This window comes from Nitrospirota bacterium (genome assembly GCA_016214855.1).
Classification (GTDB): Bacteria; Nitrospirota; Thermodesulfovibrionia; order Thermodesulfovibrionales; family UBA6898; genus UBA6898.
In genome coordinates, this window is sequence record JACRMT010000010.1 from 114,134 (window position 1) to 139,284 (window position 25,151).

24 protein-coding genes are annotated in these 25,151 nt (G+C 52.2%); 11 read left to right on the forward strand and 13 right to left on the reverse strand.

Annotated features, from left to right (window positions below; translation table 11 throughout):
* Positions 1-9 precede the first annotated feature (9 nt).
* On the forward strand, positions 10-3,369 hold the full coding sequence (locus HZB62_09725) for a CxxxxCH/CxxCH domain-containing protein (GenBank protein ID MBI5075424.1): 3,360 nt from the start codon (positions 10-12) through the stop codon (positions 3,367-3,369).
* A gap of 113 nt (positions 3,370-3,482) precedes the next feature.
* Here HZB62_09725 and HZB62_09730 read toward each other — a convergent pair whose 3' ends face one another.
* Genes HZB62_09730 through HZB62_09745 form a run of 4 tightly spaced genes read right to left on the reverse strand, consistent with a single transcriptional unit; the run spans position 3,483 to position 6,309 of the window.
* Complete coding sequence (locus tag HZB62_09730) at positions 3,483-4,247, reverse strand: ABC transporter permease (GenBank protein ID MBI5075425.1); 765 nt, start codon at positions 4,245-4,247, stop codon at positions 3,483-3,485.
* A 19-nt stretch (positions 4,248-4,266) separates the two neighbouring features.
* Positions 4,267-4,596: an STAS domain-containing protein gene (locus HZB62_09735; protein ID MBI5075426.1), complete on the reverse strand. Its 330-nt coding sequence runs from the start codon at positions 4,594-4,596 to the stop codon at positions 4,267-4,269.
* A complete protein-coding gene (locus HZB62_09740; GenBank protein MBI5075427.1) occupies positions 4,586-5,008 on the reverse strand; it encodes an ATP-binding protein in 423 nt (140 codons plus the stop codon). The genes HZB62_09735 and HZB62_09740 overlap by 11 nt, the downstream gene beginning before the upstream one ends.
* Positions 5,005-6,309: a SpoIIE family protein phosphatase gene (locus HZB62_09745; GenBank protein MBI5075428.1), complete on the reverse strand. Its 1,305-nt coding sequence runs from the start codon at positions 6,307-6,309 to the stop codon at positions 5,005-5,007. Before HZB62_09745 ends, HZB62_09740 begins: the two co-directional genes overlap by 4 nt.
* Positions 6,310-6,413: 104 nt before the next feature.
* On the opposite strand from HZB62_09745, the gene HZB62_09750 reads away from it, so the two are divergent.
* The 6 genes from HZB62_09750 (at position 6,414) to HZB62_09775 (ending at position 11,412) form a co-directional block, all read left to right on the forward strand.
* Entirely contained in the window at positions 6,414-6,890 is a 477-nt protein-coding gene (locus HZB62_09750) for a cyclic nucleotide-binding domain-containing protein (protein MBI5075429.1), read from the forward strand.
* On the forward strand, positions 6,874-7,980 hold the full coding sequence (locus tag HZB62_09755; GenBank protein MBI5075430.1) for an AI-2E family transporter: 1,107 nt from the start codon (positions 6,874-6,876) through the stop codon (positions 7,978-7,980). Before HZB62_09750 ends, HZB62_09755 begins: the two co-directional genes overlap by 17 nt.
* Positions 7,981-7,989: 9 nt before the next feature.
* Complete coding sequence (locus tag HZB62_09760) at positions 7,990-9,012, forward strand: potassium channel protein (protein MBI5075431.1); 1,023 nt, start codon at positions 7,990-7,992, stop codon at positions 9,010-9,012.
* 29 nt (positions 9,013-9,041) lie between these two features.
* Positions 9,042-9,632 (forward strand): LemA family protein, encoded by a 591-nt coding sequence (locus tag HZB62_09765; GenBank protein MBI5075432.1) that lies wholly within the window; start codon positions 9,042-9,044, stop codon positions 9,630-9,632.
* Between the two features lie 239 nt (positions 9,633-9,871).
* Positions 9,872-10,732, forward strand: a complete 861-nt coding sequence (locus HZB62_09770) for a TPM domain-containing protein (GenBank protein ID MBI5075433.1) — start codon at positions 9,872-9,874, stop codon at positions 10,730-10,732.
* Positions 10,733-10,779: 47 nt separating this feature from the next.
* On the forward strand, positions 10,780-11,412 hold the full coding sequence (locus HZB62_09775) for a hypothetical protein (GenBank protein ID MBI5075434.1): 633 nt from the start codon (positions 10,780-10,782) through the stop codon (positions 11,410-11,412).
* A 51-nt stretch (positions 11,413-11,463) separates the two neighbouring features.
* Here HZB62_09775 and HZB62_09780 read toward each other — a convergent pair whose 3' ends face one another.
* Positions 11,464-12,351, reverse strand: coding sequence for a hypothetical protein (locus HZB62_09780; GenBank protein MBI5075435.1), 888 nt, complete (start codon positions 12,349-12,351; stop codon positions 11,464-11,466).
* A 53-nt stretch (positions 12,352-12,404) separates the two neighbouring features.
* Complete coding sequence (locus HZB62_09785) at positions 12,405-12,665, reverse strand: hypothetical protein (protein ID MBI5075436.1); 261 nt, start codon at positions 12,663-12,665, stop codon at positions 12,405-12,407.
* 107 nt (positions 12,666-12,772) lie between these two features.
* Here HZB62_09785 and HZB62_09790 point away from each other — a divergent pair, with 107 nt between their 5' ends.
* The 4 genes from HZB62_09790 (at position 12,773) to HZB62_09805 (ending at position 15,340) form a co-directional block, all read left to right on the forward strand.
* Positions 12,773-13,678 (forward strand): pirin family protein, encoded by a 906-nt coding sequence (locus tag HZB62_09790; protein MBI5075437.1) that lies wholly within the window; start codon positions 12,773-12,775, stop codon positions 13,676-13,678.
* Between the two features lie 63 nt (positions 13,679-13,741).
* Entirely contained in the window at positions 13,742-14,239 is a 498-nt protein-coding gene (locus HZB62_09795; GenBank protein MBI5075438.1) for a hypothetical protein, read from the forward strand.
* On the forward strand, positions 14,236-14,412 hold the full coding sequence (locus HZB62_09800; GenBank protein ID MBI5075439.1) for a hypothetical protein: 177 nt from the start codon (positions 14,236-14,238) through the stop codon (positions 14,410-14,412). The genes HZB62_09795 and HZB62_09800 overlap by 4 nt, the downstream gene beginning before the upstream one ends.
* A gap of 256 nt (positions 14,413-14,668) precedes the next feature.
* On the forward strand, positions 14,669-15,340 hold the full coding sequence (locus tag HZB62_09805; protein MBI5075440.1) for a phosphoribosyltransferase: 672 nt from the start codon (positions 14,669-14,671) through the stop codon (positions 15,338-15,340).
* 21 nt (positions 15,341-15,361) lie between these two features.
* Here the strand turns inward: HZB62_09805 and HZB62_09810 are convergent, their stop codons facing one another.
* The 7 genes from HZB62_09810 to HZB62_09840 all read right to left on the reverse strand — a co-directional run bounded on the left by HZB62_09810 (position 15,362) and on the right by HZB62_09840 (position 24,980).
* Positions 15,362-16,573 carry an efflux RND transporter periplasmic adaptor subunit gene (locus tag HZB62_09810; GenBank protein MBI5075441.1) on the reverse strand — a complete coding sequence of 404 codons (1,212 nt, stop codon included), beginning with the start codon at positions 16,571-16,573 and terminating at the stop codon, positions 15,362-15,364.
* Positions 16,574-16,575: 2 nt separating this feature from the next.
* Positions 16,576-18,939, reverse strand: a complete 2,364-nt coding sequence (locus HZB62_09815) for an ABC transporter permease (protein ID MBI5075442.1) — start codon at positions 18,937-18,939, stop codon at positions 16,576-16,578.
* A gap of 66 nt (positions 18,940-19,005) precedes the next feature.
* Entirely contained in the window at positions 19,006-19,734 is a 729-nt protein-coding gene (locus tag HZB62_09820) for an ABC transporter ATP-binding protein (GenBank protein MBI5075443.1), read from the reverse strand.
* Positions 19,735-20,257: 523 nt separating this feature from the next.
* Positions 20,258-21,463, reverse strand: coding sequence for an ABC transporter permease (locus HZB62_09825; protein ID MBI5075444.1), 1,206 nt, complete (start codon positions 21,461-21,463; stop codon positions 20,258-20,260).
* Entirely contained in the window at positions 21,463-22,200 is a 738-nt protein-coding gene (locus tag HZB62_09830) for an ABC transporter ATP-binding protein (GenBank protein MBI5075445.1), read from the reverse strand. The genes HZB62_09825 and HZB62_09830 overlap by 1 nt, the downstream gene beginning before the upstream one ends.
* Positions 22,197-23,483 (reverse strand): efflux RND transporter periplasmic adaptor subunit, encoded by a 1,287-nt coding sequence (locus tag HZB62_09835; GenBank protein ID MBI5075446.1) that lies wholly within the window; start codon positions 23,481-23,483, stop codon positions 22,197-22,199. The genes HZB62_09830 and HZB62_09835 overlap by 4 nt, the downstream gene beginning before the upstream one ends.
* Before the next feature lie 33 nt (positions 23,484-23,516).
* Positions 23,517-24,980 (reverse strand): efflux transporter outer membrane subunit, encoded by a 1,464-nt coding sequence (locus HZB62_09840; GenBank protein ID MBI5075447.1) that lies wholly within the window; start codon positions 24,978-24,980, stop codon positions 23,517-23,519.
* Positions 24,981-25,151: the final 171 nt, after the last annotated feature.

Sequence of the window (25,151 nt, forward strand, 5' to 3'; positions counted from 1 at the left end):
ACAAATGCCATGAAATCCGGGGACAGCTGTTTTTCCGCCTTAACTGAATTAATCAAGTATTCCTGTCACACTGCTGCAGCGCTATTCTTTTTTATTGTCACCGTCTCGTTTACGACAGCAGCATACGGCGCAAATACGACAAGTGTCGGCACAGTAACCGCAGAGGCAGTGGGGACCACAGCCATCAGGGTATTCATGCCCTATACCGGAGATGACAATGCCAACAATACCTATACCGTTGATTACAAGACATGCGCAGCCTCGACATGGACAAACTGGGTGACAAACGCAGCACACAGTGCATCGCCCTATACGACTGCCATAAGCGGACTGATCAATAATCAGTGTTACACGGTAAGGACAACGTACACGGATAGTGACGGCATAAACGGAAGCAATCCCCAGACGATCCAGATCTCGGCCGGCTGGGACCTCACACTGCTGCATAACAGCAACCGTTTCCCCGGGACAACAAAATGGTCAGGCGACTGGGGTACGCCGACAGGCCAGTACGGCCAGATAGACTGTGAAACCTGTCATACCAGGACAACTGCCAACATAAAACGGGTAAAGGACGCGGTAATTACAGCTCCGAATGCCCCTGCGCAGCGTTTCTCTGCAGAAACAGCGGGGCAGGCCCCGGTATTTCAGAGCACTACAACGCCAAACGGTTTTGGTGATGATACCGCAGGCCATGCAACATCACAGAAGATATGCGAAGTCTGCCACAGCGCAACCAGCTATCACCGCTATAACACATCAGGCCAGACGAATCTTGACCATAATAATAATACGGACTGCATCACCTGCCATCCCCATAGCCTCGGCTTTAAGGATGCTTCAGCCTGCAACAGCTGCCATGGAGCTCCTCCCGGCAGCGGCACCGATACAAACGCACCTGCTGTATATGCTGCATCGCACGCCAGGCACTATAATGCCGTTTCAGGGGGCCTGCCTTCCAGCTACACATCTGTGGCAAACCGTTCGACAGCAGCCGGTTATGTCTTTGACTGCGGTATCTGTCACAGCAACAATAATTCTGACCATCTTGCAAACCAGGATGGAACTGTTGACCTGAAACTGCCAACGGGAGGAACGTATGCACCGGGGTCTTATACAGGCGGGGATAACCCCTTGCCTCCGGGTTCGGTCACTTTTAAGAACTCAAACGGCACCTGCTCGAACGTGTACTGTCACGGAAATTATCCCGGCAGCGGCAAAAACGCAACGCCTACCTGGGGAAGTGCTGCCAGCAGCGCCTGCGGAACGTGCCACAACGGATCGAACTCTGTTTCTCCCACCAGTGGTTCTCATTTCGTTCACGCAGGCAGCGGGGAGCATGACTACGCATGTACCATGTGCCACAAGGGGATCATTGGCGGCACGGGACCATCTGGCTACACGGTCAATGACAAAGCAAAACATGCCAACGGCTCTATCGAATGGAGCTTTGACCCGGCTGATATGAGGGTTAACAACGGCTCAGCCGCCTATAGCATTGCAAGCGGGACAGTATCTCCTTCAGACGGGACAATACGCACATACGGCACCTGTAACAATCTCTATTGCCACAGTATCGTGCAGACATCTACCGGCGGGGCGCTCACGCCGAATTCTGCCGACTACAAACCTCCGGTATGGGGCAGCACCTCTGTCTGCAACAGCTGCCATGACACAGGCCCAGGGGTTCATTACTATAACAACCCTGCTCCTGCGGGTGCGCCATGGATCAGCAGCGGTTCACATTCAAAGCATCTTTCCTACATATTCACCGTTACCACGACGATCGCACCTGGCGACTGGATCGATAAATGTGCCGTCTGTCACAGCACCGGAAACGGAAGTCTTGATCCGAATTATTGTACAAAGTGTCATAACGGCTATCCTGACCCATCGCACGCAAACGGTGTCATCAATGTCCGTTTTGCCGATCTCTTCGGAGGCGTGGCTGCTACATACAATGATCCGACAGGGGCACCGGCAAACGGTTTTACCAACTGCTCAAACACCTATTGCCACAGTGACGGCACATCAATTTCGACCGGCACTATCCCGGTAAATATCTCGCCAACCTGGGGAGCAGGAGCTCAGGCCTGCGACAGCTGCCATAGCGGAGGCACCGTGACCGGTCCTTCATATGCTAACGGGACCCCGAAAAAGAACAGCCATAATAAACATGTAGTTGAAAGCGGCTACGCATGTGTTGATTGTCATGACCTGACCGTGGACGCTTCCAACAATATCCCGAGTTTTGGATTGGTATATCATCTGAACAAGGCATACAATGTACGAGGCGCTAAAATAGCCGGCTATACCTTTGCTGCTAACGGCGGCACCTGCTCGACTCAGTGCCATAGTGATGGCAAGGGCAATTACACTGCCCCCGCCTGGGGCGGTCTTCCTATGGGCTGCAATAGCTGCCACGGCTTTGCGCCTAACAGCGGGGCCCACGCTTCACACATACAGAATGCCGGTCTGCTTTCGCAGATCTATGGAAGCACTGAAGTGGTATCAAATGCAGCGAGCTATGCGTTTGGCTGCGGCAACTGCCACCCCACTAATGTTGCAAATCACGGCAACGGCATCGTTGATCTGAGCCTGAACCCTGCTGATGGCGGTACTCTGAAGAGCAGAAATTCCGGGCCTTCGGTCAGCGGCGCAGGTGCTGCCCTTCAATGCAACGGGATCTACTGCCACAGCAACGGCATGGCGTCTCCGACCTTTGTTCAGACGCCGCAGTGGGGCAGCACGTTCACGGCAGGGGCCTGCAGCGGCTGTCATGGCAACTCACCCAATAGCGCAGGGCAGCCTGCCGGATCTCCGGCGCACGGCCTGCATGTGGTCGGCATACATTTCGACAATATCTATAACGGCACAAGCGGGCTGGCTGCTGCCGGCACACCAGTTTCAGCCAGCCATGGCAGTGCAGCCTCATCAACAACGATCAACTGCAATATATGTCACTATAATACGGTCACAACTGCTTCAAATGACCTCAATACCGTCTGTTTGAATTGTCATAATGGAATCCAGGCAACAGAGCGGGGCATTGCTGTTATTGCAGACAAATCATTCCATGTCAACGGTACACCGGATATTGCACTGCAGACAATTCAGGTTAAGTCAAAGAGCCAGCTCAGAGATGACATAACGACTGTCAATGAACTGAACAACAACTGGTCCCGTTCTGCCCTCAGCTACAAGGCGGGTGCAACACCGAACGATACTGCCATCAGCGCGCTGAACACGGGAACGATGTGGACGGCCGGGACCAGGACCTGTTCAAACGTTTCGTGTCATAACGGCAAAAATGTTGCATGGACAGAAAGCGTGAACTGCAGATCATGCCATACTCAACTGCCGCAGTAGAATTGCGCAGGGAGCAGGAACTTACACGAACGTATTTGCGGCGGCTCAAGCCGGGTCAGGGCGCCCTGCCATCTGCCAAAGAAAACATGATTCGCTGAAGGTCCTGTTGTTGTTCAGGTGAAGTAGTAGAAGAGTGTCGTGAAGAAGAGATCGAAAATGATCACCAGGAAGATTGAGATGACGACCGAAGAGGTTGTTCTTCTTCCAACCTCTTCTGCCCCGCCCTCGACCTTGAACCCCTGGTAAGCGCCTACGATGGTTATCACAATGCCGAATGCCCATGCCTTGATCAGGCCGGTAAAGACATCCTTCACCAGAAGGGCATTCAGGGTCTGCTGGTAGTAGTTGTAGGCATTGATCTCCAAAACAGAGGTCGAGAGAAGAAAACCGCCCAGGATGCCGATAACATCTGAGAGAATGGTGAGCGCAGGGACCATGACCATAAGCGCCAGAAGCTTCGGGCTTACCAGGAACCGCACAGGGTTTATGCCCATCGTGATGAGCGCATCCACCTCTTCGGCAGCCTTCATCGAGCCGATCTCGGCAGCAAAGGCAGAACCGCTCCTTCCCGAAACAATGATCGCGGTCAGGATCGGGCTCAGTTCCCTGGTGAGCGAAACGCCTACAAGATTGGCAACATAGATCAGCGCACCAACCCGCTTCAGCTGGTACGCGGCCTGGAGGGCAAGGATGATGCCGACAAAAAAAGAGATGACCGCAACGATCGGTACAGAGTTGTATCCGGCCTTGACCATCTCGGAGATCGTGGCTTTGATGCGCACCGGCTTGCCCCTCAGCGGTGAGACGAATGTCCAGTAGAAGGAATTATTGATGATGCGCGAGGCATCGGTGATATCTTTCAGGATCGAGAAGGCCATTCAGGCTGCCATCACGATGTCAGCGGCTGATCGCATCGTCCAGATTTCCGCAGATCTCAAAGACCTTGTCAAGCCTCGAAAAACTGAATATGTCCATGATGGACTGGGGAAGTTCGGAGAACTGCAGTCTGCCCTTGTACGCCTTCACATGCTTGAGGCCCTCGACAAAGGTCGCTATGCCGGAACTGTCAATATAGGATACGTCCTTAAAGTTGACGATGAGCCGCTGAGGCTTGCTATTAATGACATTGAGCAGTTTTTCCCGCAGCACGGGCGATGAATGCATATCGATCTCACCGCTCAGCGAGATGACTGTATTACCCTTATAGTCACCGATCTCACAATTCATTGTTTCCCCCTGTCTGTTTCATGAGGAGCAGCCTGTTGCCCTTCGCTTTTTTGGGATCGAACTCAACCAGATCAAAGACCCTTCTGATGAAATGCATGCCAAGACCGCCGGGTCTCACATCATCAAGATCCCGTCCCCGGATCTTTTCGGTATCGGCCTTCTCCCCGCTGTCCTCGATGATAATAGATATCTTTTTTCGCGAGAAGGCATATTTTACAACAATTCCCCTGGACGTGTCTCCACGGTACGCGTATTTGATCACATTGGAGCAGGCCTCATCTACCGCAAGCTTTATCCTGCCGGTCAGGTCCTCGTCAAGACCGCAGGTCATGCAAAACCGTGTTGTCACATCGCGAATAAGGCTGAGATAGCGCGGATGCGACTGGACCTTTATGGTCACGGCTGTCTTCATCCCACGCGCCTCAGTTCAACGATCGTAAGGTCATCTGCCCTATCTGCTTCGCCGGTAAACCTGCTCACAAAATCGACAATAAGGTCGGTCAGGCGGTCCTCCTGCCTGTTGCCGGCAGCAAAGGCAACAACATCTTCAAAGCCGAGCCTTTTGCCTTCACTGTTCTTCGCATCAAAAACACCGTCAGTCACCATAATCAGCCTGTCTCCCTGAGCAAGCATCAGTTCATGGACCGGATAGTCGATATCCATAATACCGACAGGAGGCCCTCCCTCAAGGTCCATCACCTTCACCTCATTCGCTGTTACCCAAAGAAAAGGCGGATGACCTGCAACAGAGATTTTCACGCTGCCGGTCTGCATATCGGCAACAGCATACATGGCGGTCAGGAACATGCCTCTTGGCGTATTGGACATCTGCTGGTTCAGCCGGTTCATTACCAGTCCTGGGTCGTCATTGCCGTGCATCTGATACCTGAAATCGCTGATCGCCTTTGCCATGAAGAGCGCAGCAGAGACGCCCTTTCCGGAGATGTCGCCGATCAGCACCCCAAGCTTGCCCTGAACAGGCTCTTCAAAGTCATAAAGGTCGCCGCCCACATGCTTTGCAGGAAGCGTAAATCCTGAAACTCTCAGAATGCCTTTTTCATATACCGGCAGCGGAGGCAAAAAGCTCCTCTGGATCGTTGCCGCAAGTTCAAGCTCCTGTTTGAGCCGCTCTTTTTCGAGCGACTCGCGGTGAAAGACCGCATTTTCCATGGCAACCGCTATCTGCCTGCAGAGGGCCTGGAATATCTCAAGATCATAGTCAGAGAAGGTATCCCTGCCAAGAGGATTCAGAATCTCGGCAACGCCGATCAAACCGGATCTGCCTACCAGAGGCACAGCGATCATGCCCCTCGTTATAAAACCTGTTTTGGTGTCAGCCTCGCTCGAATGGCGGTGATCATCCGCTGCCTTCCCGACGACAACCGGCTCAAGGTTCCGGGCAACCCAGCCGGCAATGCCTTCTCCAAGCCCGAGGGTTACATGCTTTTTGAGGATCTCCCCGCTCTCTCCATCGCTGCTGAGCGCAACCTCGAACTCAAGCCTTTCGGTCTTTTTGTTGTACACAAGGATCGAGCAGGCGTCAGCATGCATAACTTCCTTCGCCTTTTCCATGACCAGACCGATCAGTTCATTAAAGTCGAGCGTGGACGAGATGATGGAGGAAACATCCATGAGCAGCCGCAGGTCTTCAACCTTCTGCTCCATGCTTTTCAGATACTCTTCTGCCGTGGTCAACGAGCGCTTCTCTTTCATCGTTCTTATGGAATACCAGATTTCCAGAACGTTTTCAAGGAAAATGCGCCATTTACTGTTGTCAATGGCTGTGCAGGAGTAGTAAAATCCCTGTGATTGGAGGGATGATGATAAAACTGTTCAACTGGGCATTAGACAAAGAAAAAGAGCGGCGGGTCTCTGTCCTTCAGAAGGTCCACCTCTTCAAGGGACTGCGCCGCAACCTCCTCATGAAACTTCTTGTGGATCTCGTTGAAAAGGAATATGAACCAGGCGAGGTCATCTTCTCAGAAGGAGAGATCGGCAAGGCCTTATACATTATTCTGAGCGGTTCTGTTTCAATAACGAAGAAGTGCGGGGAAACCCATTCGGTCCTTGCCGAACTGCCCGCAGGATCATATTTTGGAGAGCTTGCACTGATCGATCAGATGCCGCGTTTTGCGACTGCGGCGGCAGTGGAAAGGACAACACTTCTTATCATGTATAAATCGTATTTCGATGACCTCATCAAGGGGAGCCCGGCTATCTCGTCGCGGGTGCTGCTGAATCTTGTCGGACTTCTCTCTGCGTATGTACGAAAGAACCATGAAGAAAGAAACTGACAACGAGCTGCTGAAGGAGATAGCAAAGGTCCACCACCGGATGCCGCACTGGGTGATCGGCCTGCTACTGACAGGGCTGCTTGCCGTCACAGCGTACTATACGGCAAGTCTTCTGGTTTTGCTTCTCATATCCGGCATCCTCGCCTATCTGCTCAGCAATGTCATCAAGCGGATCGAATACCTCGGCATAAAAAGGACTGTTGCCGTTGCAGCAGTATATTTCAGCGCAGGCATTCTGCTCATAGCCGCTGACCTTATTCTTATCCCCTGCCTTCAGCAGGAGACAAAGAACCTCACCGAAAGACTGCCTGAGATCACGCAGCAGGCAGAAAGCACCTTTGTAGACCTGCGCGGCTATCCCTTTGCCGGGGATATGATCGACAAGATCCTGAGCGGTCTTGCGCAGCCGGGCCACCTGCTCTCAAAAATGCTGAACATGTCTGATCTGTTCAGTCAGGCGGCATCTGTTGCCTTTGCCATGATCCTCATCCCGTTCTTTGTTTTTTTTATCCTCAAGGACTGGCCTGACATGCTCAGAAAGATCATGCGCTTGATCCCATCTGCGTTTGTGGAGACATCGGTCGCAGCCTTTTCAGAGATCAACATACTTGCCGGCAGTTATCTGAGGGGACTTGCTATAGAATGTTCTTCAGTAGGGGCCATGGCCGCCATCGGCCTCGGCCTGTTGGGCGTCAACTACCCGGTAACATTAGGCATCGTAACTGCAGCCGCAAACGTGATCCCGTACATCGGTCCGATCATCTCCTGCCTGATCGCCTGTCTTATAGCCTTTATCCAGTTCAAGAGCGCAGGTGCGGTCCTGAACGTGGTTCTCCTCTATACCGGCGTCAAGCTCCTTGATGACTTTCTGGTCCAGCCGCTGACCATAGGCAGGAGCGTCAAGCTGCACCCCATGCTCCTGATCATCACTATACTTGCGGGTCAGAAGCTCTTCGGCATTATCGGCATGGTACTGGCAGTTCCGGCTGTCACGATCGCCCAGAAGGTCGTGGTCATTTTTCTCGAAGACAGACGGAACAGCACGGCGCAGCCCGAGGCATTAGCGCATTCTCACGAAATAATCATTTAATATAGACGCATGCATCTTTTCAAGGAAAGACAGAGCACATTCAGCGAACTGCGAAAGAAGTTTATCTTTGCCGTGGTACTCGTCGCTCTTGTCGCATCCTTCGGCACTGCAGGGTACATGCTGATCGAAGGCTGGAATTTCATTGATGCATTGTACATGACAGTCATCACCCTTGCCAGCGTCGGCTTCAAAGAGATCCATGACCTTTCCGTTTTCGGCAGGATCTTTACGATCATCATCATCATCGGCGGTGTTGCTACGGTCGCCTATGCGCTCAGCGCAGGGGCCAAGATCATCCTCGAAGGAGAATTACAGGAAGTTTACGGGAGGCGCAGATTGGAAAAGAAGATCAGGGAACTGAAGAACCATTACATTGTCTGCGGATACGGCAGGATGGGCAAGATCATCTGCAGGGAGCTTCGCGAAAAGAATATCAAATTCGTGATCGTCGAAAAGATCCCTGATGTTCACCGGGAGGACGAAGATCTCCTGATCTTTCCCGGCGATGCGACCAAAGATGAGGTATTGAAGGAACTCGGCATAGAAAAGGCAAAAGGCCTCGTCACTGTTCTTCCCACCGATGCCGAGAACCTTTTCGTCGTGTTAAGCGCCCGGGGCCTGAACCCGGACCTTTTCATTGTGGCACGCGCCGGCGAGGAAGGCTCAGAGAAAAAACTGGTCCGCGCAGGCGCAGATAAGGTCGTCTCGCCATATCACATCGGCGGTCTCAGGATCGCCCATACCGTGCTCAAACCTGCTGTGGTGGACTTTATCGAATTCGCCACCAAAAGCGGCAACATAGACCTCCAGATGGAGGAGGTGCTTATAAAGGAGTCTTCAGATCTTGTCGGAAAGTCGCTCGACGAATGCGGCATCGGAAGAGAACTGGGCATTATTATCGTTGCCATCAAAAAGCCGAACGGCGAGATGAAGTTCAACCCCACATTTAAAAGCGCAATAAAGACCGGCGACACGCTCATCGCCCTTGGCGAGAGCTCCAAACTCAAGAATCTTGAAGTGATGGCATCATAAGTTCATCACACCATAAAACGGAGGATACAATGAAAAAGACTTTATTTATTACGTTCTTGCTGGTAATGCTCTCTGGACTCTCGGGCTGCGGGTATAACACCATGCAGGCAAACGAAGAGGCTGTGAAGGCTGCCTGGGGAGATGTGGAAGCATCGTATCAGAGAAGGAACGATCTTATCCCCAATCTTGTAGAGGTCGTAAAAGGTTATGCCAAGCATGAGAAAGATACACTTCAGGCAGTGACCGAAGCACGCGCAAAAGTGGGAACCATCCAGGCATCCAAGGATATTCTCAATGACCCCAAGGCATTGACCCAGTTCCAGGAGGCTCAGGGCGCCATGTCCAGCGCTCTTTCCCGTTTGATGGTCGTTGTCGAGAAATACCCTGAACTGAAGGCAAACCAGAACTTTCTGGACCTGCAGCACCAGCTTGAGGGGACTGAAAACCGGATCAATGTTGCCCGCACCCGCTTCAACAAGTCTGTCGAGACCTTCAATGTTTCGATCAGGATATTCCCGAACAGCCTTACGAACTCCCTGCTGTTGCACCTGAAACAGCGGGAGGCTTTCAAGGCTGAGGCAGGCGCGGAGAAGGCTCCGAAGGTTGAGTTCAATAAATAGACACATGAAGACCAATAGAAGAGCTTCTCGTTCGATTTCAGAATAACAACTGACGAATGACAACAGAGAGGATAGCAGTGCTGTCGGCGGACAAATCCTCCCCTTTCCAAGGGGAGGCTAGGTGGGGTATTGGTAAATTATCACAATACCTCCCCCAACCCTGCCTAAGGCACCTACTTTTGGTCCGTGGAAAGGAGGGGCTATTGCATGCATCTCTCGTATCGATATTCCTGCTATTGATGGCAGTATTGTTCGCCGTTCCGGCCCATGCCCTTGAGGTCCCTAAACTGACCGGCTATGTGAATGACTACGGCAGCATGCTCTCGCCCCAGGCAAAGGCAACGCTTGAACAGGAACTGCGGGCCTTCGAGCAGTCTGATTCTACTCAGCTCGTTATCGTCACAATCCCCTCTTTACAGGGGGAAGTGCTTGAAGAGTTCAGCATCAAGATTGCACAGGCATGGAAGATCGGGCAGAAGGGAAAAGACAATGGCATCATCTTCCTTGTTTCAAAGGAAGACAGAAAATTGCGCGTTGAGGTTGGCCGTGGGCTTGAAGGCAGGCTCACCGACCTCATGGCAGGCAGGATCATAGATCTCGTGGTAAAACCCCGGTTCAAAAGAGGCGACTTTGATGGCGGCTTCATTACCGGCGTCCATTCCCTAATCGATGCAACACGGGGCGAGTTCAAGGCAGATCAGCAGACAGGCAAACGGCAGGGAGCTAAGGGTTCACAGGGTATTTCCCGTCTCTTCACATTTATCATATTCTTTGGCATTGCCCTGCTGATGCTCGGAAGCGTTTCAAAGTATCTTGCAGGAGCCGCAGGAGCTATAGGTCTTCCTGCGATTGTCTCTTTGCTCCTCTCACCTGTCGGTCTTGTTGCAGCTATTATTCTCGCCGTTATCGGTCTCGTTGCCGGACTGATCCTGCCGGCCCTCTTTTCAGCGGGGGGCAGAGGGGGTGGATTTGGTGGCGGATATTATGGAGGAGGCTTTGGCGGAGGTGGCGGCGGCTTCGGTGGAAGCAGCGGCGGCGGTAGTGATTTTGGCGGAGGAGGAGGAGACTTTGGCGGCGGCGGGAGTTCGGGGGATTGGTAGCATACCAGCTTGCAGGTCTTATTGGCTAAAGCAGAAAAGGACAGAAAATGAATAACGCAAAGACATTCTTTACAGAAGCGGAAAAGGACCGGATCGCAGAAACAACGCGGTCGGTCGAATGCTGCACGATCGGTGAAGTGGCTGTCATGGTCGTTAACAGCAGCGATGAATACCGTGAAGCATCCGTGCTCGGGAGCGTGCTTCTTGGCTCAGGTATCAGCCTGCTTGTATCAGAAGCCTTCCTCAATGCATCGTTAAACTATTTCATCCTCCTCAGCTTTTTCTTCTTTCCGCTTATGTGGGCAATGTTCAAGTATATGCCCGCATTAAAGACATCTTTTGTCGGCAGACACAGGCTGGAGAAGGCCGTTCAAGAGCGGGCATTGAGGGCCTTTTACGAAAAAGGTCTGTATAAAACAAAGGCGAACACAGGCGTGCTCTTCTTTATTTCCCTTCTGGAACACAAGGTATGGGTGCTGGCAGACAAAGGTATCTATGAAAAGATCGACCAGCAGACACTCGATACCTATGCGCTTACCGTTTCCCGAGGCATAAAAGAAGGCCGTGCATGCGATATGCTCTGTCAGGCCATTAAAGCCTCAGGATCTGTCCTTGCAGAGCATTTCCCGATGACGCCCGGAGATACCAATGAACTGTCGAACCAGGTGATGACCGAGTAAACAGCTTACCTCATTGCACTTCTGAGAAAACTGAATCTATTGTCTGGACGGCTATTTCCCGCCGGCAACAAGTTTCAGTTTCTCCTCGATGGCTGACGGGGCTCCCGAGATCTTCATAAATGTCCCCATCGTAAGGTCAGGGAAATCAAGGGCGATCCGGAATTTGCCGTGCAGCATGTACACCTTTCCACCGGAGACCACCAGTTCATACGGAAGATGCGCGGTATGCTTCGGCTCGTTGATATCGATGACCGGCATGATCGTCTTGTCTGCGCCCTCGCCTTCTGTAATAGCTACGCCGAAGACCGACTCTTTCTTGTCCGGCAGATCCACCCGATAGACCTTTGAAGAGCCGCCCTTGCGCGCTGCAAGGTTCGCCTCAACAGCCTTAAGAGCCTCCTCTTGGGCGCTGTGCGTACCAAGCAGCACCTGGTCATCGAAATATGGCATCATCACCATGTAATGGTATGAGCGAAGTTTGGCAGCACTCAGTCCTTTCTTCGAGCCAAAGACTGACTTCTTGCCGAGCGCCTTCTCAAGAGAGGCAGCAACATCAGCAAGTGAGTCTTTCATCTGGTATGCCTGTGCATAATAGAGCGGATTCGTATAAGAGACCTCAATCTCACCGCCCTTCTCGGTCAGGGCGATACGGGCGATCGCACCATAGGCGCCGAAGTCCGATTTAGCCGCGTTCTTGCGCAGGACATCGCTGGTCACCACAACGACATGAGCGCCTTTATACGGGGCGTATTCACCGACTGTCTGAAAGCCCTGCTGCACAAGGCTGGCCTTCACCTCATCCGTCTTCTTCTCGATAGTCCCCGGCCCTGATGAAGCAAGCATATAGGGCTTCATCATATCATCCGCAGCAACTGCCATACCCAGAAACATGAACAATCCGGCAACAACCGACAGCATCACAGCAACAGTCTTTTTCATGATTAGCTTCCTTCTTTGCCATTCTCAGGCAAATAATGTAAATTTTTCGCCTTTCAGCTGAAATACTTCTTTATCTCTCCTTCTATTACGCTAAAGGGCACAATAAATGGCTTGTCCTTGATGGTAATGCGCATCTCGTTCCCGGAAACAGAGCAATACTCTCCCTTGATCGGTCCCATAACCGAGTTTCCCTGAAAAACACCTTTTGAGCTGTCGCCAAGAAATGTGCCGCCGCTTTCGGTTATCGCAGATTCGACACCGGCCAGAACCGAAGAAATGTCCTTATTCAGCGCTACCGTAAATGTATGTGCCATGTTCGACCTCCATTGTATAAGTATACCATGGAGCTATGGATTGAACTATTTCGGAAAGCTGATAGACTGTAAGCACAGATACCGGAATTCTCCTCAGGAGGTCAGCCATGACGCGCAAGATAACAAAGATATGGAAGAGCAAACCGACAATCGAAGGCGCAGGGGTTCATCTGAAGCGTGCCTTCGGTTACTATCAGATCCCTCAGCTTGACCCTTTTCTGCTTCTCGACGACTTTCATTCCAACATTCCGGGCCAGTATCTTGCAGGATTTCCCTGGCATCCCCACCGGGGGATCGAAACGATCACTTATGTGCTTCACGGCACGGTCGAGCATGGCGACAGCATGAAGAACAGAGGCATCATTGCTCCGGGCGACGTCCAATGGATGACAGCAGGAAGCGGCATCATCCATCAGGAAATGCCGAAGGGCGGCAAGGATGATCTGCTCTGGGGCTTTCAGCTCTGGGCGAACCTCCCGGCTAAAGAGAAGATGATGGATCCGCGGTACCGGGAAGTGAAAAGCAGCCAGATCCCTGAAAAGAAGCTGGCCTCAGGCGCTGTGGTGAAAGTGATCTGCGGGGCAGTGGACGGAGTCAGCGGGCCGGTGCAGGATATTGTGACTGATCCGGAATATCTGGATGTTTCAGTCCCTGCTCACACAACCTTCACGCACGGGGTGCCCTCAGGCCATACTGCCTTTGTCTATGTGGTCGAAGGAAACGCCTATTTTGATGAGGAGCGCAATGCCTTTTCCCGTGAAGTGATCGGCAGCAACTATTTCGATTATAAGAGGGACTGCAAAGGCAGTCCTGAGACCCTGATCCATTATGAGAATAAGGGAGATACGGTTAAGGTCACAACAGAAGACTCAGCAGTCCGTTTTCTTCTGATCTCAGGCAGGCCGATCGGAGAACCGATCGCATGGTATGGCCCGATCGTGATGAATACCCAGGAGGAACTGCAGCTCGCCTTTGAAGAATACGAAAAAGGCACCTTTATTAAGCACCGATGAGGCGAAAAAGGTTCGCCGAAGGACAGCTTCCCCATTGCGAATAGCAGTGTGATAATATAATGCATGATTTACGCCGATATCTTTGGCAGATTTGCAGAAGAGCGGATAAGATATGCAGTCACTGGAGGTATCGCCCTGGTGCTCCACGGTGTTGTCAGATTTACTGCAGACCTTGATCTGATCGTTGACCTGTCAGAGGATAATCTGAAGAGTTTCGTAAGGGCCATGGGAGAACTTGGGTACAAGCCTAAGCAGCCTGTTCCTGCTGATGATCTCTGCAGTCCCGAAACACGCATGCGATGGGCTGATGAAAAGCATATGGTGGTTTTTTCGTTTTATCATCCAGGGAAGCCTATACATCTTGTAGATGTATTCATTATTGAACCACTTCCTTTTTCCATAATCGAAAAAAACCTGGTGTGGTTTGAGGCAAAGGGTGTAAGAATTCCTGTTGTATCAATTCCGCACTTAATACAGCTGAAAAAAATAGCAGGCCGCCCTCAGGATATCGCTGATATTGAGATGATTGAGGCGCTCACAAAAGAGAAGGGAAAACCATGATCAAAAAACCCTATGCCTTCAGGCCGTCCATCGAGCAGTTGCGGGAGTTGCAGGACCTGAGCCCCAAGGAAAAGCTTGACTGGCTTGAAGAAGCGAATCAGTTCGTTGCCGCTTTTGTTCCGCCCGAGAAGCTGGAGATATGGAGAAAGATCACCTCTGCGCAGCAGGATTAGCAGAGGGTCATATTACCACATTATACGAACTGACAATAACCTTACTCATTGTTTTTAAAGACTTTTTTCTTTGCAGAATCAATGGCCTGTGATATAGTGATACCCTGTTTCAGATAAACCGGAAGTTCGTATCGTCCGGCGGATCAGTCAAACCGTTCTGAGACTTTCTCATGATAATCCATACAACACACTTCGCAAAGACCTGCCCACCCTTCATAAATTTTCAAGCGGCGTTCCAATGAGATACAATGAACGTATGGAATCATTGATCGAAGACCGCGGGCTCAGGGACAGGCAGTTCGTATTTGAAGACCGCGACGATGCAGGTGAGCGTCTTGCGTCAGCGCTTGAGTCTTACCGGGGTACAAATGCCCTTGTGCTGGCGATCCCTTCAGGCGGTGTACCGATCGGCGCAAAGATAGCGCAGCAGCTCGCTCTCCCCTTTGACCTGCTGATCGTGAGAAAACTTCAGATCCCTTTTAATACCGAGGCAGGGTTTGGCGCCATGACCCTTGACGGAGAGGTCATACTGAATAAAGAACTGGTTGGCTCGCTGGGCCTCGGCAAGGACGCGATCAACGCAACGATACATGCTACAAAGGAAATCCTTGAGCGGAGGAATAAGCTGTTCCGCAAGAGCAGACCGATGCCGGACTGCAGGGGCAAGACCGTGATCATCACAGATGACGGGCTTGCCTCCGGGTATACGATGAGAGCTGCGGTGCAGACCGTAAGGGGCATGAGACCGCTAAAGATTGTCGTGGCTGTGCCGACCAGTTCAGAATGGACAGTAGCGGCTATCCGGCGGGAGATTGATGAACTCGTCTGCCTTAATATCCGGGGCGGCCAGCGCTTTGCAGTTGCCGAGGCTTACCGGAACTGGTATGACTTAAGCGATGAAGAGGTCCTCAGGACCGTTGCAGAGTGATTGAGAAATAAGACCCTTCTCTTATCGTCCGCTATTCCTCAGCTGCACCCGCACGCCATCCTTGACCGCATCGTCAGGATGGGTGATCACCTGCTCCTTCTCTGCCAGTCCGGAGACGATCTCTGCCACAAGACCGTTTCTGTTGCCGACCGTAACCTCTTTCAAACGAGCTCTGTTCCTGTCGACCACAAAGACCGCCCATCCTTCTCCCTTTCTGAAAAGTGAGCTCGAAGGCACCTGCAGCACGTCCCTGCCCTCCCATATCACAAAACTCGCCTCGACACGGTATCCGTCCCCGAGCCTTTTCCAGGCCTCAGGCACTGAGGTGATATCAGCTATGACCAGCACCCTCTGCTCCTCCACGCCAAGGCTTGATATCTTGGTGAACGCCGCAGGTTCGATGAGCCGCACCAGGCCGGAAAGCGGCTCGCTTCCTCCCCAACGCTCAAACAGGACCTGTGCGCCAGGCTTTATCTTCACGGCATCAGCAGAAAGGACCTCTGCCTTCACCTCGATCGTCTCAGGATCTCCGATATCGATGATCGGCTCCCCGCCTGCGATCACGCCCTCGCTTTCGTGATGGATCTTCAGGAGCCTGCCAGCAGCGGGCGCTTTGATCAGCACTACCCTCTCCCGGTCAACAGTCCCTTCAGCAGCAGAATGGCCCAACAGGCTTCTTGCGCGCTCCAGCTCTGCCCGCGCAGCCCTTACCCTCGCCTCTGCCGAAAGGCGGCCTGCCTCGGTCCTCTTTGCATCTGCATCAGCCTGGTCCAGGGTGTCCTTCGCAACATAGCCCGATTCGAAAAGCTTTTTCTGACGCTCAATGTTCTTCCTTGCATAATCGGCAGATGCCTCTGCAGAACGTTCTTCCTCCCTGACCGCATTGAGCGTTGCCTGGGCCGCCGAAACAGCAGCAAGGGCCTCTGCCCTGCTCCTCGGATCAAGGACTGAAGAACGGAGCGGTTCAAGCTCGGCCACAACCTGCCCCTTCTTTATTGCATCCCCTACTTCAAGCTCAACGCGGCGCAGGAAACCTGCAACAGGAGCTGACACGACAAAGCGGTCCTTTACCCGCGTCTTTCCTTCTTCGTCTATGGTCACCCTCATGGCCGCCTTCTTTACCTGCGCGAGATCAACCCGCGCGGGCTTCGGCATGAAGCCATATACAAGAGCGAGAATGACCGCAAGCGAGACGGTGATGATCAATATTCTTCTGCGTACTTCTGGCCGCATATTCACTCCTTTGTTTTGAGGACCGCTACAAGGTCCAGATGATCGAGTCTGTGGCGCACGATCAGTCCTGACAGGCAGGCAGAGAAGATCACCACTGATGCTGCAAGTGCATACGTGCCCCGCTCAATGATAATCGGCACCCGGAACAGGTCTGATTCCAATGCCTTTGCAACATAAGCGCAGATACCACTTCCGATGACCGCACCGAGCGGAAGCGATAAGAGCGTCAGCAGGGCCAGTTCTCCCAGGAAGATGTAGGAGATCTCTGCACGCGTGTATCCGAGTACTCTGAGACTGGCCAGTTCATGGCTCCGCTCTGCAAGGCTGATCCGTGCACTGTTATAGACCACACCAAAAGCGATCGTGCCGGCAAGAAGGCTTGAGATAAACGTGAAGAAGAGTAAGGCCTCTGCCTGAGTCTCATAAAAATTCCGTATCTCGTCCGTCCTCACCGTAGTGCCGGCCACACGAGGCATCTGTACAAGCGTCCGGTAGATATCAGCGAGATAGTGCGAATCAGCCGAGATATAAGCGCCGGAGACCGCACTGCCTTCGCGCATGAGGCGGTTCAGCGCCCCAATTTCCATATATCCCATAAGACCGATGTACTGCTTGACCAGACCAGCTATCGGCACCTGCCTGATCGACCGGTCGCCTTCAAGGATCTCGACCGTAAGCATATCTCCCGGTTTGACCCCGAGGACAGCGCCCATATAATCGGTCAGCACAATGCCGTCCGGAGGGAGCTGCACCGGTTTGAGTGACGTGTCAAGAAGATGCTGAAGACTGCCGCCGATCTCCATGCCGCGCAGGACAGTGCGGTAGCTCCGGTGACCGAATCGGAAACGTGCAGGCACTGACCGGAAGACCTCTACATGCTCAACGCCTCTGAGGCCCTTCAGTTCGTACAGTGCCCTGTGCGAGGTCGGCTCACTGAACGTCACGGCCATATCTTCCTTCTGGGACTGTCTGAACTGGACATCTACCATGAAGTCGATCGCATCTTTTGAAAACGTACCGGCTATCATGATAGCACAGGCCAGTGATATGCCTGTAATGGTGAGCAGCGATTTAACAGGCTTCCGTTCCATGTTACGGAAGATAATACGCGTCGGCTGGGAAAGAACTGCACCGAGGCCTATATACTCGACGATCGTCCTGCGATATTTTGCCGGAGGTTCTGGCCTCATCGCCTCTGCCGGGGGCAGGAGCACCGCCTTTCTGAGAGCAAACAGCGTGCCTCCAAATGCAGACAGGGCTGTTATGCCTGCGGCAGTCAGCGCAACCGACAATTTCAGTTCGTATATAAGAAAGGGGAAACGGTAGAATTCCATGTATATGTTGGCAAGGCCCTGTCCGAGCCTGATGCCTGCGACAAGGCCGGCCGCAATGCCGATCAGCACGATCAGCATCACGAATTTCAGGTAATGGACACCCACTGCCATATTGTCGTATCCAAAGGCCTTGAGCGCCGCGATCTGCTCGCGCTGAGTGCTGATCGTCCTGCTGATCACCACGTTCAGAAGAAATGCCGAGACAGCGATAAAGACGGTTGGGAATATCTCTGCAGACCGCTGGAGCTGCTTGAACTCCTCGGTAAGAAACCTGTTCGAGAGCTGGTCCTTGCGGTCGTATGAGCCAAGCCCGCCGTACGGCGCGAGGATGTCGTCCAGCCTTGCAATGACATCCTCAGCGCGTGCCCCCGGGGTCAGCGTCAGGACCGCGTCGTTAAATGCGCCCTTCATGTTGTACGCGGTCCCCAGAGGAGACCGTGCCATCCAGAGTATTGCATACCGTTTGTAGTCAGGGCTGATCGCGCCGGGTCGTGTCTGCAATACGAATTCCGGTGAGAGGGCAAGACCGGTAATGACAAGGGTCTTCCACCTGCCGTTGATGACTGCGCCGATCCTGTCACCGGGCGAAAAACCGTGCGCCTCTGCAAAGGCCTCGCTTACGATCACCTCGTTGTCCCTCGAAGGATCGACCATCCTGCCTCTCCGGATATACAGCCTGTTCAGGAGCGGCGTGCCGCTGTCCGGTATCGAGACGAGCCGGGCCGTGACCGGCTCAGGGAAGCCCTTGATATCGAGCTTCACGTCAGCGACCACCCGCGTCTCCACGCGGTCAACGCCAGGTATGTCGCTGATGCGCTGCTTCACATTTTCCGGCGCCCGCTTCAGGGAAGCAAAAACCCCGGCAAAACCATAGTCCCGATAGAACATGTCCCGCGTTATGTTCAGCGAGTGCATGGTGCCGATCAGCATCACAAAGGTGGCAACGCCGCTGCCGATAACCAGGGCAATGGCAAGGGCCTGGCCCTTCATCTTCCAAAGATCGCGCCTGAGCTTATGGTCGAGCGCCTTCATGCCATGCACCGTAGTCGGCAGAACTGCATTTCGCCCCGCAAACTATTTATTGTTGGATTCATGGCATCACCAGTGCAGGTCCCGGGGAGATCTTTTCGTGACGTTCTTCTTGATCTCGCTGATCAGACCGTTGCTGAGATGGATCACCCGGTCAGCCATGTCCGCTATGTCAACATTGTGGGTAATGATCACGGTCGTAGTCCCCAGTTCACGGTTTACCCGCTCAAGCGCCTCGAGCACGACCACCCCGGTCTCAGAGTCCAGTGCACCTGTCGGTTCGTCGCAGAGCAGCACCTCAGGATTTTTTGATATGGCCCTTGCTATGGCGATGCGCTGCTGCTCGCCGCCCGAGAGCTGGGAGGGGAAGTGGTCGAGCCTGTCGCTGAGATTGACCACGGCGAGTGCGTCGTCAGGCTTCATGGGATCTTTTGCGATCTCGGTAACAACAGCCACATTCTCACGGGCAGTAAGGCTCGGGATGAGGTTATAGAACTGGAAGACAAACCCGACATGGAACCTGCGGTATTCGGTCAGTTCCTTCTCGGTTGCCCGTGTAATGTCCCTGCCGCGATATACAACCTGCCCGGCTGTCGCGGTATCGAGACCGCCTAAGATGTTCAGAAGCGTGGACTTGCCGCTGCCTGAAGGCCCGAGAAGCACGACCAGCTCTCCGGCATAAAGGTCGAGATCAACACCACGCAGCGCATGGACCTGAACTGTTCCCATCTCATAGACCTTTGTGAGGGCCCTGGTCGTGAATACGGCAACCTGCGGATCGTCCGCATTTCCCGGCATCTTTTGCTGCAATATGTCCATCTGTCTCTTCTCCGCTACCAGTATACCGCAGAAAACCGGCCTTCACCATGGGGAAAGTTCAGGACAGATTTTACGGAAAAACGGAAAGCAGATTCAGGTGGCCAAGGAGAAACGGATCAAGGACAGCGTATTTCCCGACGGTCAGTGACGATAATGATCGCCTTCTTATCGTGATGGTTTATGGGAACTGATTTAATCATCTGCTTTTTGTGCTTACGCGATGACAAAACAAAATCCTGTGTTTGAGAAAAAAGGCATACATCGTTCAGAGCAAACAATACAATAGGTGGCATGAAGACAGAAGAATCTCAGCTACTTCCTGTAGCCCACAATAGTTTCGATTATTGAGAACTGCTCTATACTGTTCGTAATCAAATATCTGAGCAACAATGATTCACGTGTTCTCCCTAAAGTCGCTTACCCGCCCTTTTCTAAATAATGCAGATTTCATCTGCAAATATTCAACGCTGCGGCAGAGAATAGCTTCTCCGGTCAGTATCAGCTACTCATGTCGTAGCGCATCAATGGGGTCGAGCCTGGCTGCACGTCTTGCCGGAAAGAATCCGAATATCACTCCAATTGCAGCAGAAAAGATGAAAGAAAGCAGGTTGATGCCGGGATTGAAGATGTATGGAACCTGCATAAGTCGAGCTACGACAATCGAAGCTGCTGTCGCCAGAGCGATGCCGACCAAACCACCCAGCGATGAGAGCACCACAGCTTCCACGAGGAATTGTGTGAGCACATCATTCTCAAGAGCGCCGATGGCGAGTCGAACGCCGATCTCACGGGTTCGCTCTGTGACCGACACAAGCATAATATTCATGATGCCGATGCCGCCGACAAGGAGACTGACTGCAGCAACCGCTCCCAACAATGCCGTAAGCAATTGAGTGGTGCCGGTGAGCATTTTTGTGATCTCCTTCATGTCCATCACGTTGAAGTTATCATCATCGCTAGCTGAAAGATGTCGCCTCTCCCGCATTAATCTTCCAATATCACTCTGGGCTTTTTCAGTTGATGAGCCTTGCTGTACAGAAATCTGAATGAGACCGACGTCCTGATTGCCTGAGATACGACGATGAAAGGTACTCAAGGGAATCACTACAAGATCGTCCTGATCCATACCCATAGTACTCTGGCCTTTTCCTTCCAACACCCCTATCACATCACACGAAAGTTTTTGCAGACGAATCTTTTCCCCTAAAGCCCCTTGCCCGCCGAACAGTTTTTTGCGGACTGTCTCCCCAATAATACATACCGCCGCGCCGCTGCGTAACTCGCTGTCACTGAATTCCCTGCCCGCCCCGATAGACCTGTTTGTTACCTTTAAATATTGATTGTCGGTTCCGGTCACCAGAGTTGTCCAATTTTGGTTGCCGAATATGGCCATAATTGACTGCGACGATACCGGCGCCACAGCAGCGATTGAGCTGATTTCCTTTGTAATAGCATCAGCATCGTTTTCTTTGAATGGAATATTGCCGGTAGACTGACCGGGCCCCAACCTCTTTCCGGGACTTATCATCAGCATGTTGCTGCCCATGCTTGCGATCTGTTGCTGGATCTGGGCCGTGGCTCCTCCGCCGATGGTAACCATTGTAATTACTGCTGCCACGCCGATGACAATACCAAGTACAGTAAGAAATGATCGCAGGATATTGCGTCTAATTTCCCGTAAAGCCAGCAATATTGTGTTCCACAACATTATTTGGACCTCCCGTTTTGCTCGTCCGACGCGACCAGACCGTCCAGAAAATGAATGATGTGCTTTGCGTAGGCTGCCATATCCAGCTCGTGAGTAATCATGATAATGGTAATCCCCTGGTTGATGTTCAACGAATTCAACAATTCCATGATCTCCCGGCTGCGGGCAGTATCCAGGTTGCCCGTGGGCTCGTCCGCCATGAGCACGGCCGGTTCTGTGACGATAGCACGCGCGATAGCGACCCTCTGTTGCTGTCCCCCCGAAAGCTCACCTGGCGTATGAGACTCCCATCCCTTGAGTCCCACAGTATCCAGAGCTTTAAGTGCTTGCTCGCGCCGCTCGTTTGCGGGTGTACCCCGATAGATTAAAGGGAGCTCTACGTTCTCAAGCGCAGAGGTACGGTTCAGGAGGTTGTAGCCCTGAAATACGAACCCTTGGTAATAACGTCGCAGCAGGGCCCGCTGATTGCGGGACAGTTGTCCGACATCGACATCCCTGAACATATAAGTCCCGGCGGTTGGCGTGTCGAGGCACCCGAGGATGTTCATACAGGTAGATTTCCCCGATCCGCTTGGACCCATTATAGCCACAAACTCCCCCTCATCGATGTGAAGATCAATACCTCGAAGGGCCTGCATTGATGCATACCCTTTACCATAGACTTTGGTTACTCCTCTGAATTCGATGAGGTGTTGTTCCGATTTACTATCTTTTTGTTGCGCACCACCGGTTTTCATTTAGCACCCGTAATAATATCAACCACAACCTCCATACCAGATTGAATATCTCCGGTCAGTATTTCCGTCATGAGCCCGCTTGTTGAGCCCGTCGTGACAGAGACGGGGGAAAGTTGGCCATTCTTTAATGTCCAGACCCTTTGCTGCTTTCCGTTGGTTGTTGTGTCAATGCGCTGTTGGGTTCCGCTGGGCGGACGTGGGAGAAGGGAGCCGACCAAACCAGTGGAGGACTTTTCTTCCTGCTGTACGGGTGGGGTAAAACGAAGTGCTGCGCTAGGTACCAAGATCGCATTTTCGACTTTTTTTACAGTTATGTCCGCAGTAGCCGTCATTCCCGGCCGAAGGTACAAATCCGTGTTACTGACTTTCAGCACGGTCTCGTAGGTCACGACCCCTGACGTCGTTGTTGAAGCGTAGCGTGCCTGAGTAATCCGCGCTTCGAAAGTACGATTAGGATAGGCAGAAACGCTGAAAGTTGCTTTCTGGCCCTCCTGAACTTTGCCCACATCAGCTTCATCCACATTCACGTGCAGTTCCATTTGCTTCAGGTCTTCGGCAAGAGTGAATAGCACAGGGGCTTGAAAGGATGCAGCCACGGTTTGCCCCGGCTCTATGTTGCGTGTGAGAACAATGCCATTGATAGGCGACCGGAATATCGCTTTGAAGAGATCTGTCTCATTTGCCTGAAGTATGGCTTGGGCCTCGGTGACAGTAGCTATGGCGCTGGCTGCATCAGCCTTTGCACGTTCAAAGGCCGCTTCTGCAGCATCTATCTCTGACTGTGAAGGGACTTTACCGTTGCTCAGTTCCCTTACTTTTTGAAGCTGGCTGAGCTTGGCCCTGGTTTCCGCAACAGTCGCCTGAGCTTGCAAGACCTTTGCCTTTGCTGACTCCAATGCAGCTTTGGATTGGGTTAATTGTGCTTCGAGTTTTAGCGTATCCAGCCTGGCCAGGACCTGGCCGATTTTTACTCTGTCGTTGTAGTTGACTTCGACGCTTTTAATTATACCGGATAATTCGCTGCCTACACTGACCGTGTTTGTAGGCTGCAAGGTGCCGGTTGCGGTGACAATGACCGTAAGTTCTCCGCGTCGGACTTGCTCGGTTTTGTATTGTGGTACGGTTGTCTTTCCTGCCGTTTTCCACATGATTACGGCTGCCACTGCTAAAATTGCCACTAAGGCAATGATGAGATATTTCATCAGCCGCCGACTAAGCAAATGGGATCGGTTCATTTTCAGGATATCTTGAATATCCGGTTTTGGCTCAATCTTTGGTTTCATTTCAATCCTCCATTCTCTCTTACTTTTCAGAGCCTATTTCTTTTTATCAGAAGCTATTGATGTCCATCCGCCGCCAAGGGCCTTGTACAGGCGGACTATGTTAGAGGTTACAGTTCCGTTGCTCTGTGCTAATTGATCCTGAAATGTAAGTAAAGAACGCTCCGCCTCCAGCACATTATTAAAATCAGTCAGCCCGCTCTGGTACTTGTATTTTGCAAGCTCAACAGCTTTTTGGGCCGCCTGTGCTGCCTCTTGAAGATTATCCCTTTTGTTTTGCTCTTCCGCGTAGGCGACGAGAGCGTTTTCCACATTTTCCAGTGCACTGAGAATGGCAGCTTCATACTTATTCAATACCTGCTCATGAAGCGCTGACTGCACTTCTATGTTTTGTCGGATAGACCCGCCCTTGAAGATCGCCCATGTGATTCCGGGTCCAAAGCTTGATGACCACGTTTGTGAGGTAGGCAAGGTGCTCACTTTCAGTGTTTCGATCCCGATGGATCCACGTAAGGTTAACTTGGGGTAGAGGTCTGCGGTGGCCACGCCGATCCTCGCTGATTGAGCAGCCAATTCGCGCTCGGCCCTTCGCACATCCGGCCGGTTTCTAAGAACATCGGCCGGTACGCCTATCGCGAGCTTAAGGGGAATGACAGGAATTGACACTTGCTGCTCCAGTAGACTATGTACCTTTCCAGGTTGTTCTCCCAGTAAAACAGCAATGCGGTTCAATGCCTCTTCTTTCCCGGTGCGCAGGGTTGGCAGCTGGGCTCGGGTGTTCTCGAGGTTATAGCGTGCCTGCTGTACTGATAGTTCATCACTTAACCCTGCCTCATCTCGCCATAAGGTCAACTGGTAGGTCTCGTTTTGTGCTTCCAGATTACCTTCCGCAATAGCCAATCGTGACTGAAACGTTCTCAGATCGATGTAGTTTACAGCTACTTCAGCGAGGAGGGAGACGAGCACGTCGCGCAAATCCTCCTGACTGGCTCCGATATCTGCCTCAGCAGCCTCTACGGAGCGGCGAACACCGCCAAAGATGTCAATTTCCCAACCTGCGTCAAAGCTTGCTGTATAAAGGTCACTTGTTTCGCTGGTCCTGTTAGTCCCAGTATCTTTACTGCTTTCAGTCCAAGTTGCAGAGCCTACGGCATCGAAGGTCGGGAATAGACCGGCCTTGGCTATGCCCCGGCGAGCGCGAGATTCACGAACCCGTGCCCGCGCCTTCTTCAGGTCGAGGTTGCCCGACGCAGCACGATCGATCAGACTGGAGAGTGCAGGATCGTTGAGCGTAGACCACCACGCAGCCAGCGTCTTGGGATCCATCTCATCGGCAATTAGACCGCCTTTTAGTTCGCTGTGCCATGTCGTGGCTAATGATGTGTCAGGCCTGACATAATCTGGCCCAACAGTTACGCAACCAGTCATTATCAGTACTACTGGTATCCATGAAAGACGTGAAAGATAACTAATATAAGTCGTTTTGTATAAAAAACTCATAGTTTTCCTTTTAAAGGTCTTGCCACCTTGTTTCGTCTTAAAAATGTTTTCTTCCCGGACTCAGCCTGTACTTTGTGTATCCCGGCCAGCGAAAATTGCACAACATGGTCTGCATATTTCTCAATATCTGTGATTTCCGAAGGACCGATCAGCTCCTTTTGGTTACTGCGA

What these genes read in the sequence shown, in the direction of transcription:
- HZB62_09725 (MBI5075424.1), top strand. Translation starts at nt 10, where the DNA reads ATGAAATCCGGGGACAGCTGTTTTTCCGCCTTAACTGAATTAATCAAG.
- HZB62_09730 (MBI5075425.1), bottom strand. Translation starts at nt 4,247, where the DNA reads ATGGCCTTCTCGATCCTGAAAGATATCACCGATGCCTCGCGCATCATC.
- HZB62_09735 (MBI5075426.1), bottom strand. Translation starts at nt 4,596, where the DNA reads ATGAATTGTGAGATCGGTGACTATAAGGGTAATACAGTCATCTCGCTG.
- HZB62_09740 (MBI5075427.1), bottom strand. Translation starts at nt 5,008, where the DNA reads ATGAAGACAGCCGTGACCATAAAGGTCCAGTCGCATCCGCGCTATCTC.
- HZB62_09745 (MBI5075428.1), bottom strand. Translation starts at nt 6,309, where the DNA reads ATGAAAGAGAAGCGCTCGTTGACCACGGCAGAAGAGTATCTGAAAAGC.
- HZB62_09750 (MBI5075429.1), top strand. Translation starts at nt 6,414, where the DNA reads ATGATGATAAAACTGTTCAACTGGGCATTAGACAAAGAAAAAGAGCGG.
- HZB62_09755 (MBI5075430.1), top strand. Translation starts at nt 6,874, where the DNA reads ATGAAGAAAGAAACTGACAACGAGCTGCTGAAGGAGATAGCAAAGGTC.
- HZB62_09760 (MBI5075431.1), top strand. Translation starts at nt 7,990, where the DNA reads ATGCATCTTTTCAAGGAAAGACAGAGCACATTCAGCGAACTGCGAAAG.
- HZB62_09765 (MBI5075432.1), top strand. Translation starts at nt 9,042, where the DNA reads ATGAAAAAGACTTTATTTATTACGTTCTTGCTGGTAATGCTCTCTGGA.
- HZB62_09770 (MBI5075433.1), top strand. Translation starts at nt 9,872, where the DNA reads ATGGCAGTATTGTTCGCCGTTCCGGCCCATGCCCTTGAGGTCCCTAAA.
- HZB62_09775 (MBI5075434.1), top strand. Translation starts at nt 10,780, where the DNA reads ATGAATAACGCAAAGACATTCTTTACAGAAGCGGAAAAGGACCGGATC.
- HZB62_09780 (MBI5075435.1), bottom strand. Translation starts at nt 12,351, where the DNA reads ATGAAAAAGACTGTTGCTGTGATGCTGTCGGTTGTTGCCGGATTGTTC.
- HZB62_09785 (MBI5075436.1), bottom strand. Translation starts at nt 12,665, where the DNA reads ATGGCACATACATTTACGGTAGCGCTGAATAAGGACATTTCTTCGGTT.
- HZB62_09790 (MBI5075437.1), top strand. Translation starts at nt 12,773, where the DNA reads ATGACGCGCAAGATAACAAAGATATGGAAGAGCAAACCGACAATCGAA.
- HZB62_09795 (MBI5075438.1), top strand. Translation starts at nt 13,742, where the DNA reads ATGATTTACGCCGATATCTTTGGCAGATTTGCAGAAGAGCGGATAAGA.
- HZB62_09800 (MBI5075439.1), top strand. Translation starts at nt 14,236, where the DNA reads ATGATCAAAAAACCCTATGCCTTCAGGCCGTCCATCGAGCAGTTGCGG.
- HZB62_09805 (MBI5075440.1), top strand. Translation starts at nt 14,669, where the DNA reads ATGGAATCATTGATCGAAGACCGCGGGCTCAGGGACAGGCAGTTCGTA.
- HZB62_09810 (MBI5075441.1), bottom strand. Translation starts at nt 16,573, where the DNA reads ATGCGGCCAGAAGTACGCAGAAGAATATTGATCATCACCGTCTCGCTT.
- HZB62_09815 (MBI5075442.1), bottom strand. Translation starts at nt 18,939, where the DNA reads ATGAAGGCGCTCGACCATAAGCTCAGGCGCGATCTTTGGAAGATGAAG.
- HZB62_09820 (MBI5075443.1), bottom strand. Translation starts at nt 19,734, where the DNA reads ATGCCGGGAAATGCGGACGATCCGCAGGTTGCCGTATTCACGACCAGG.
- HZB62_09825 (MBI5075444.1), bottom strand. Translation starts at nt 21,463, where the DNA reads ATGTTGTGGAACACAATATTGCTGGCTTTACGGGAAATTAGACGCAAT.
- HZB62_09830 (MBI5075445.1), bottom strand. Translation starts at nt 22,200, where the DNA reads ATGAAAACCGGTGGTGCGCAACAAAAAGATAGTAAATCGGAACAACAC.
- HZB62_09835 (MBI5075446.1), bottom strand. Translation starts at nt 23,483, where the DNA reads ATGAAACCAAAGATTGAGCCAAAACCGGATATTCAAGATATCCTGAAA.
- HZB62_09840 (MBI5075447.1), bottom strand. Translation starts at nt 24,980, where the DNA reads ATGAGTTTTTTATACAAAACGACTTATATTAGTTATCTTTCACGTCTT.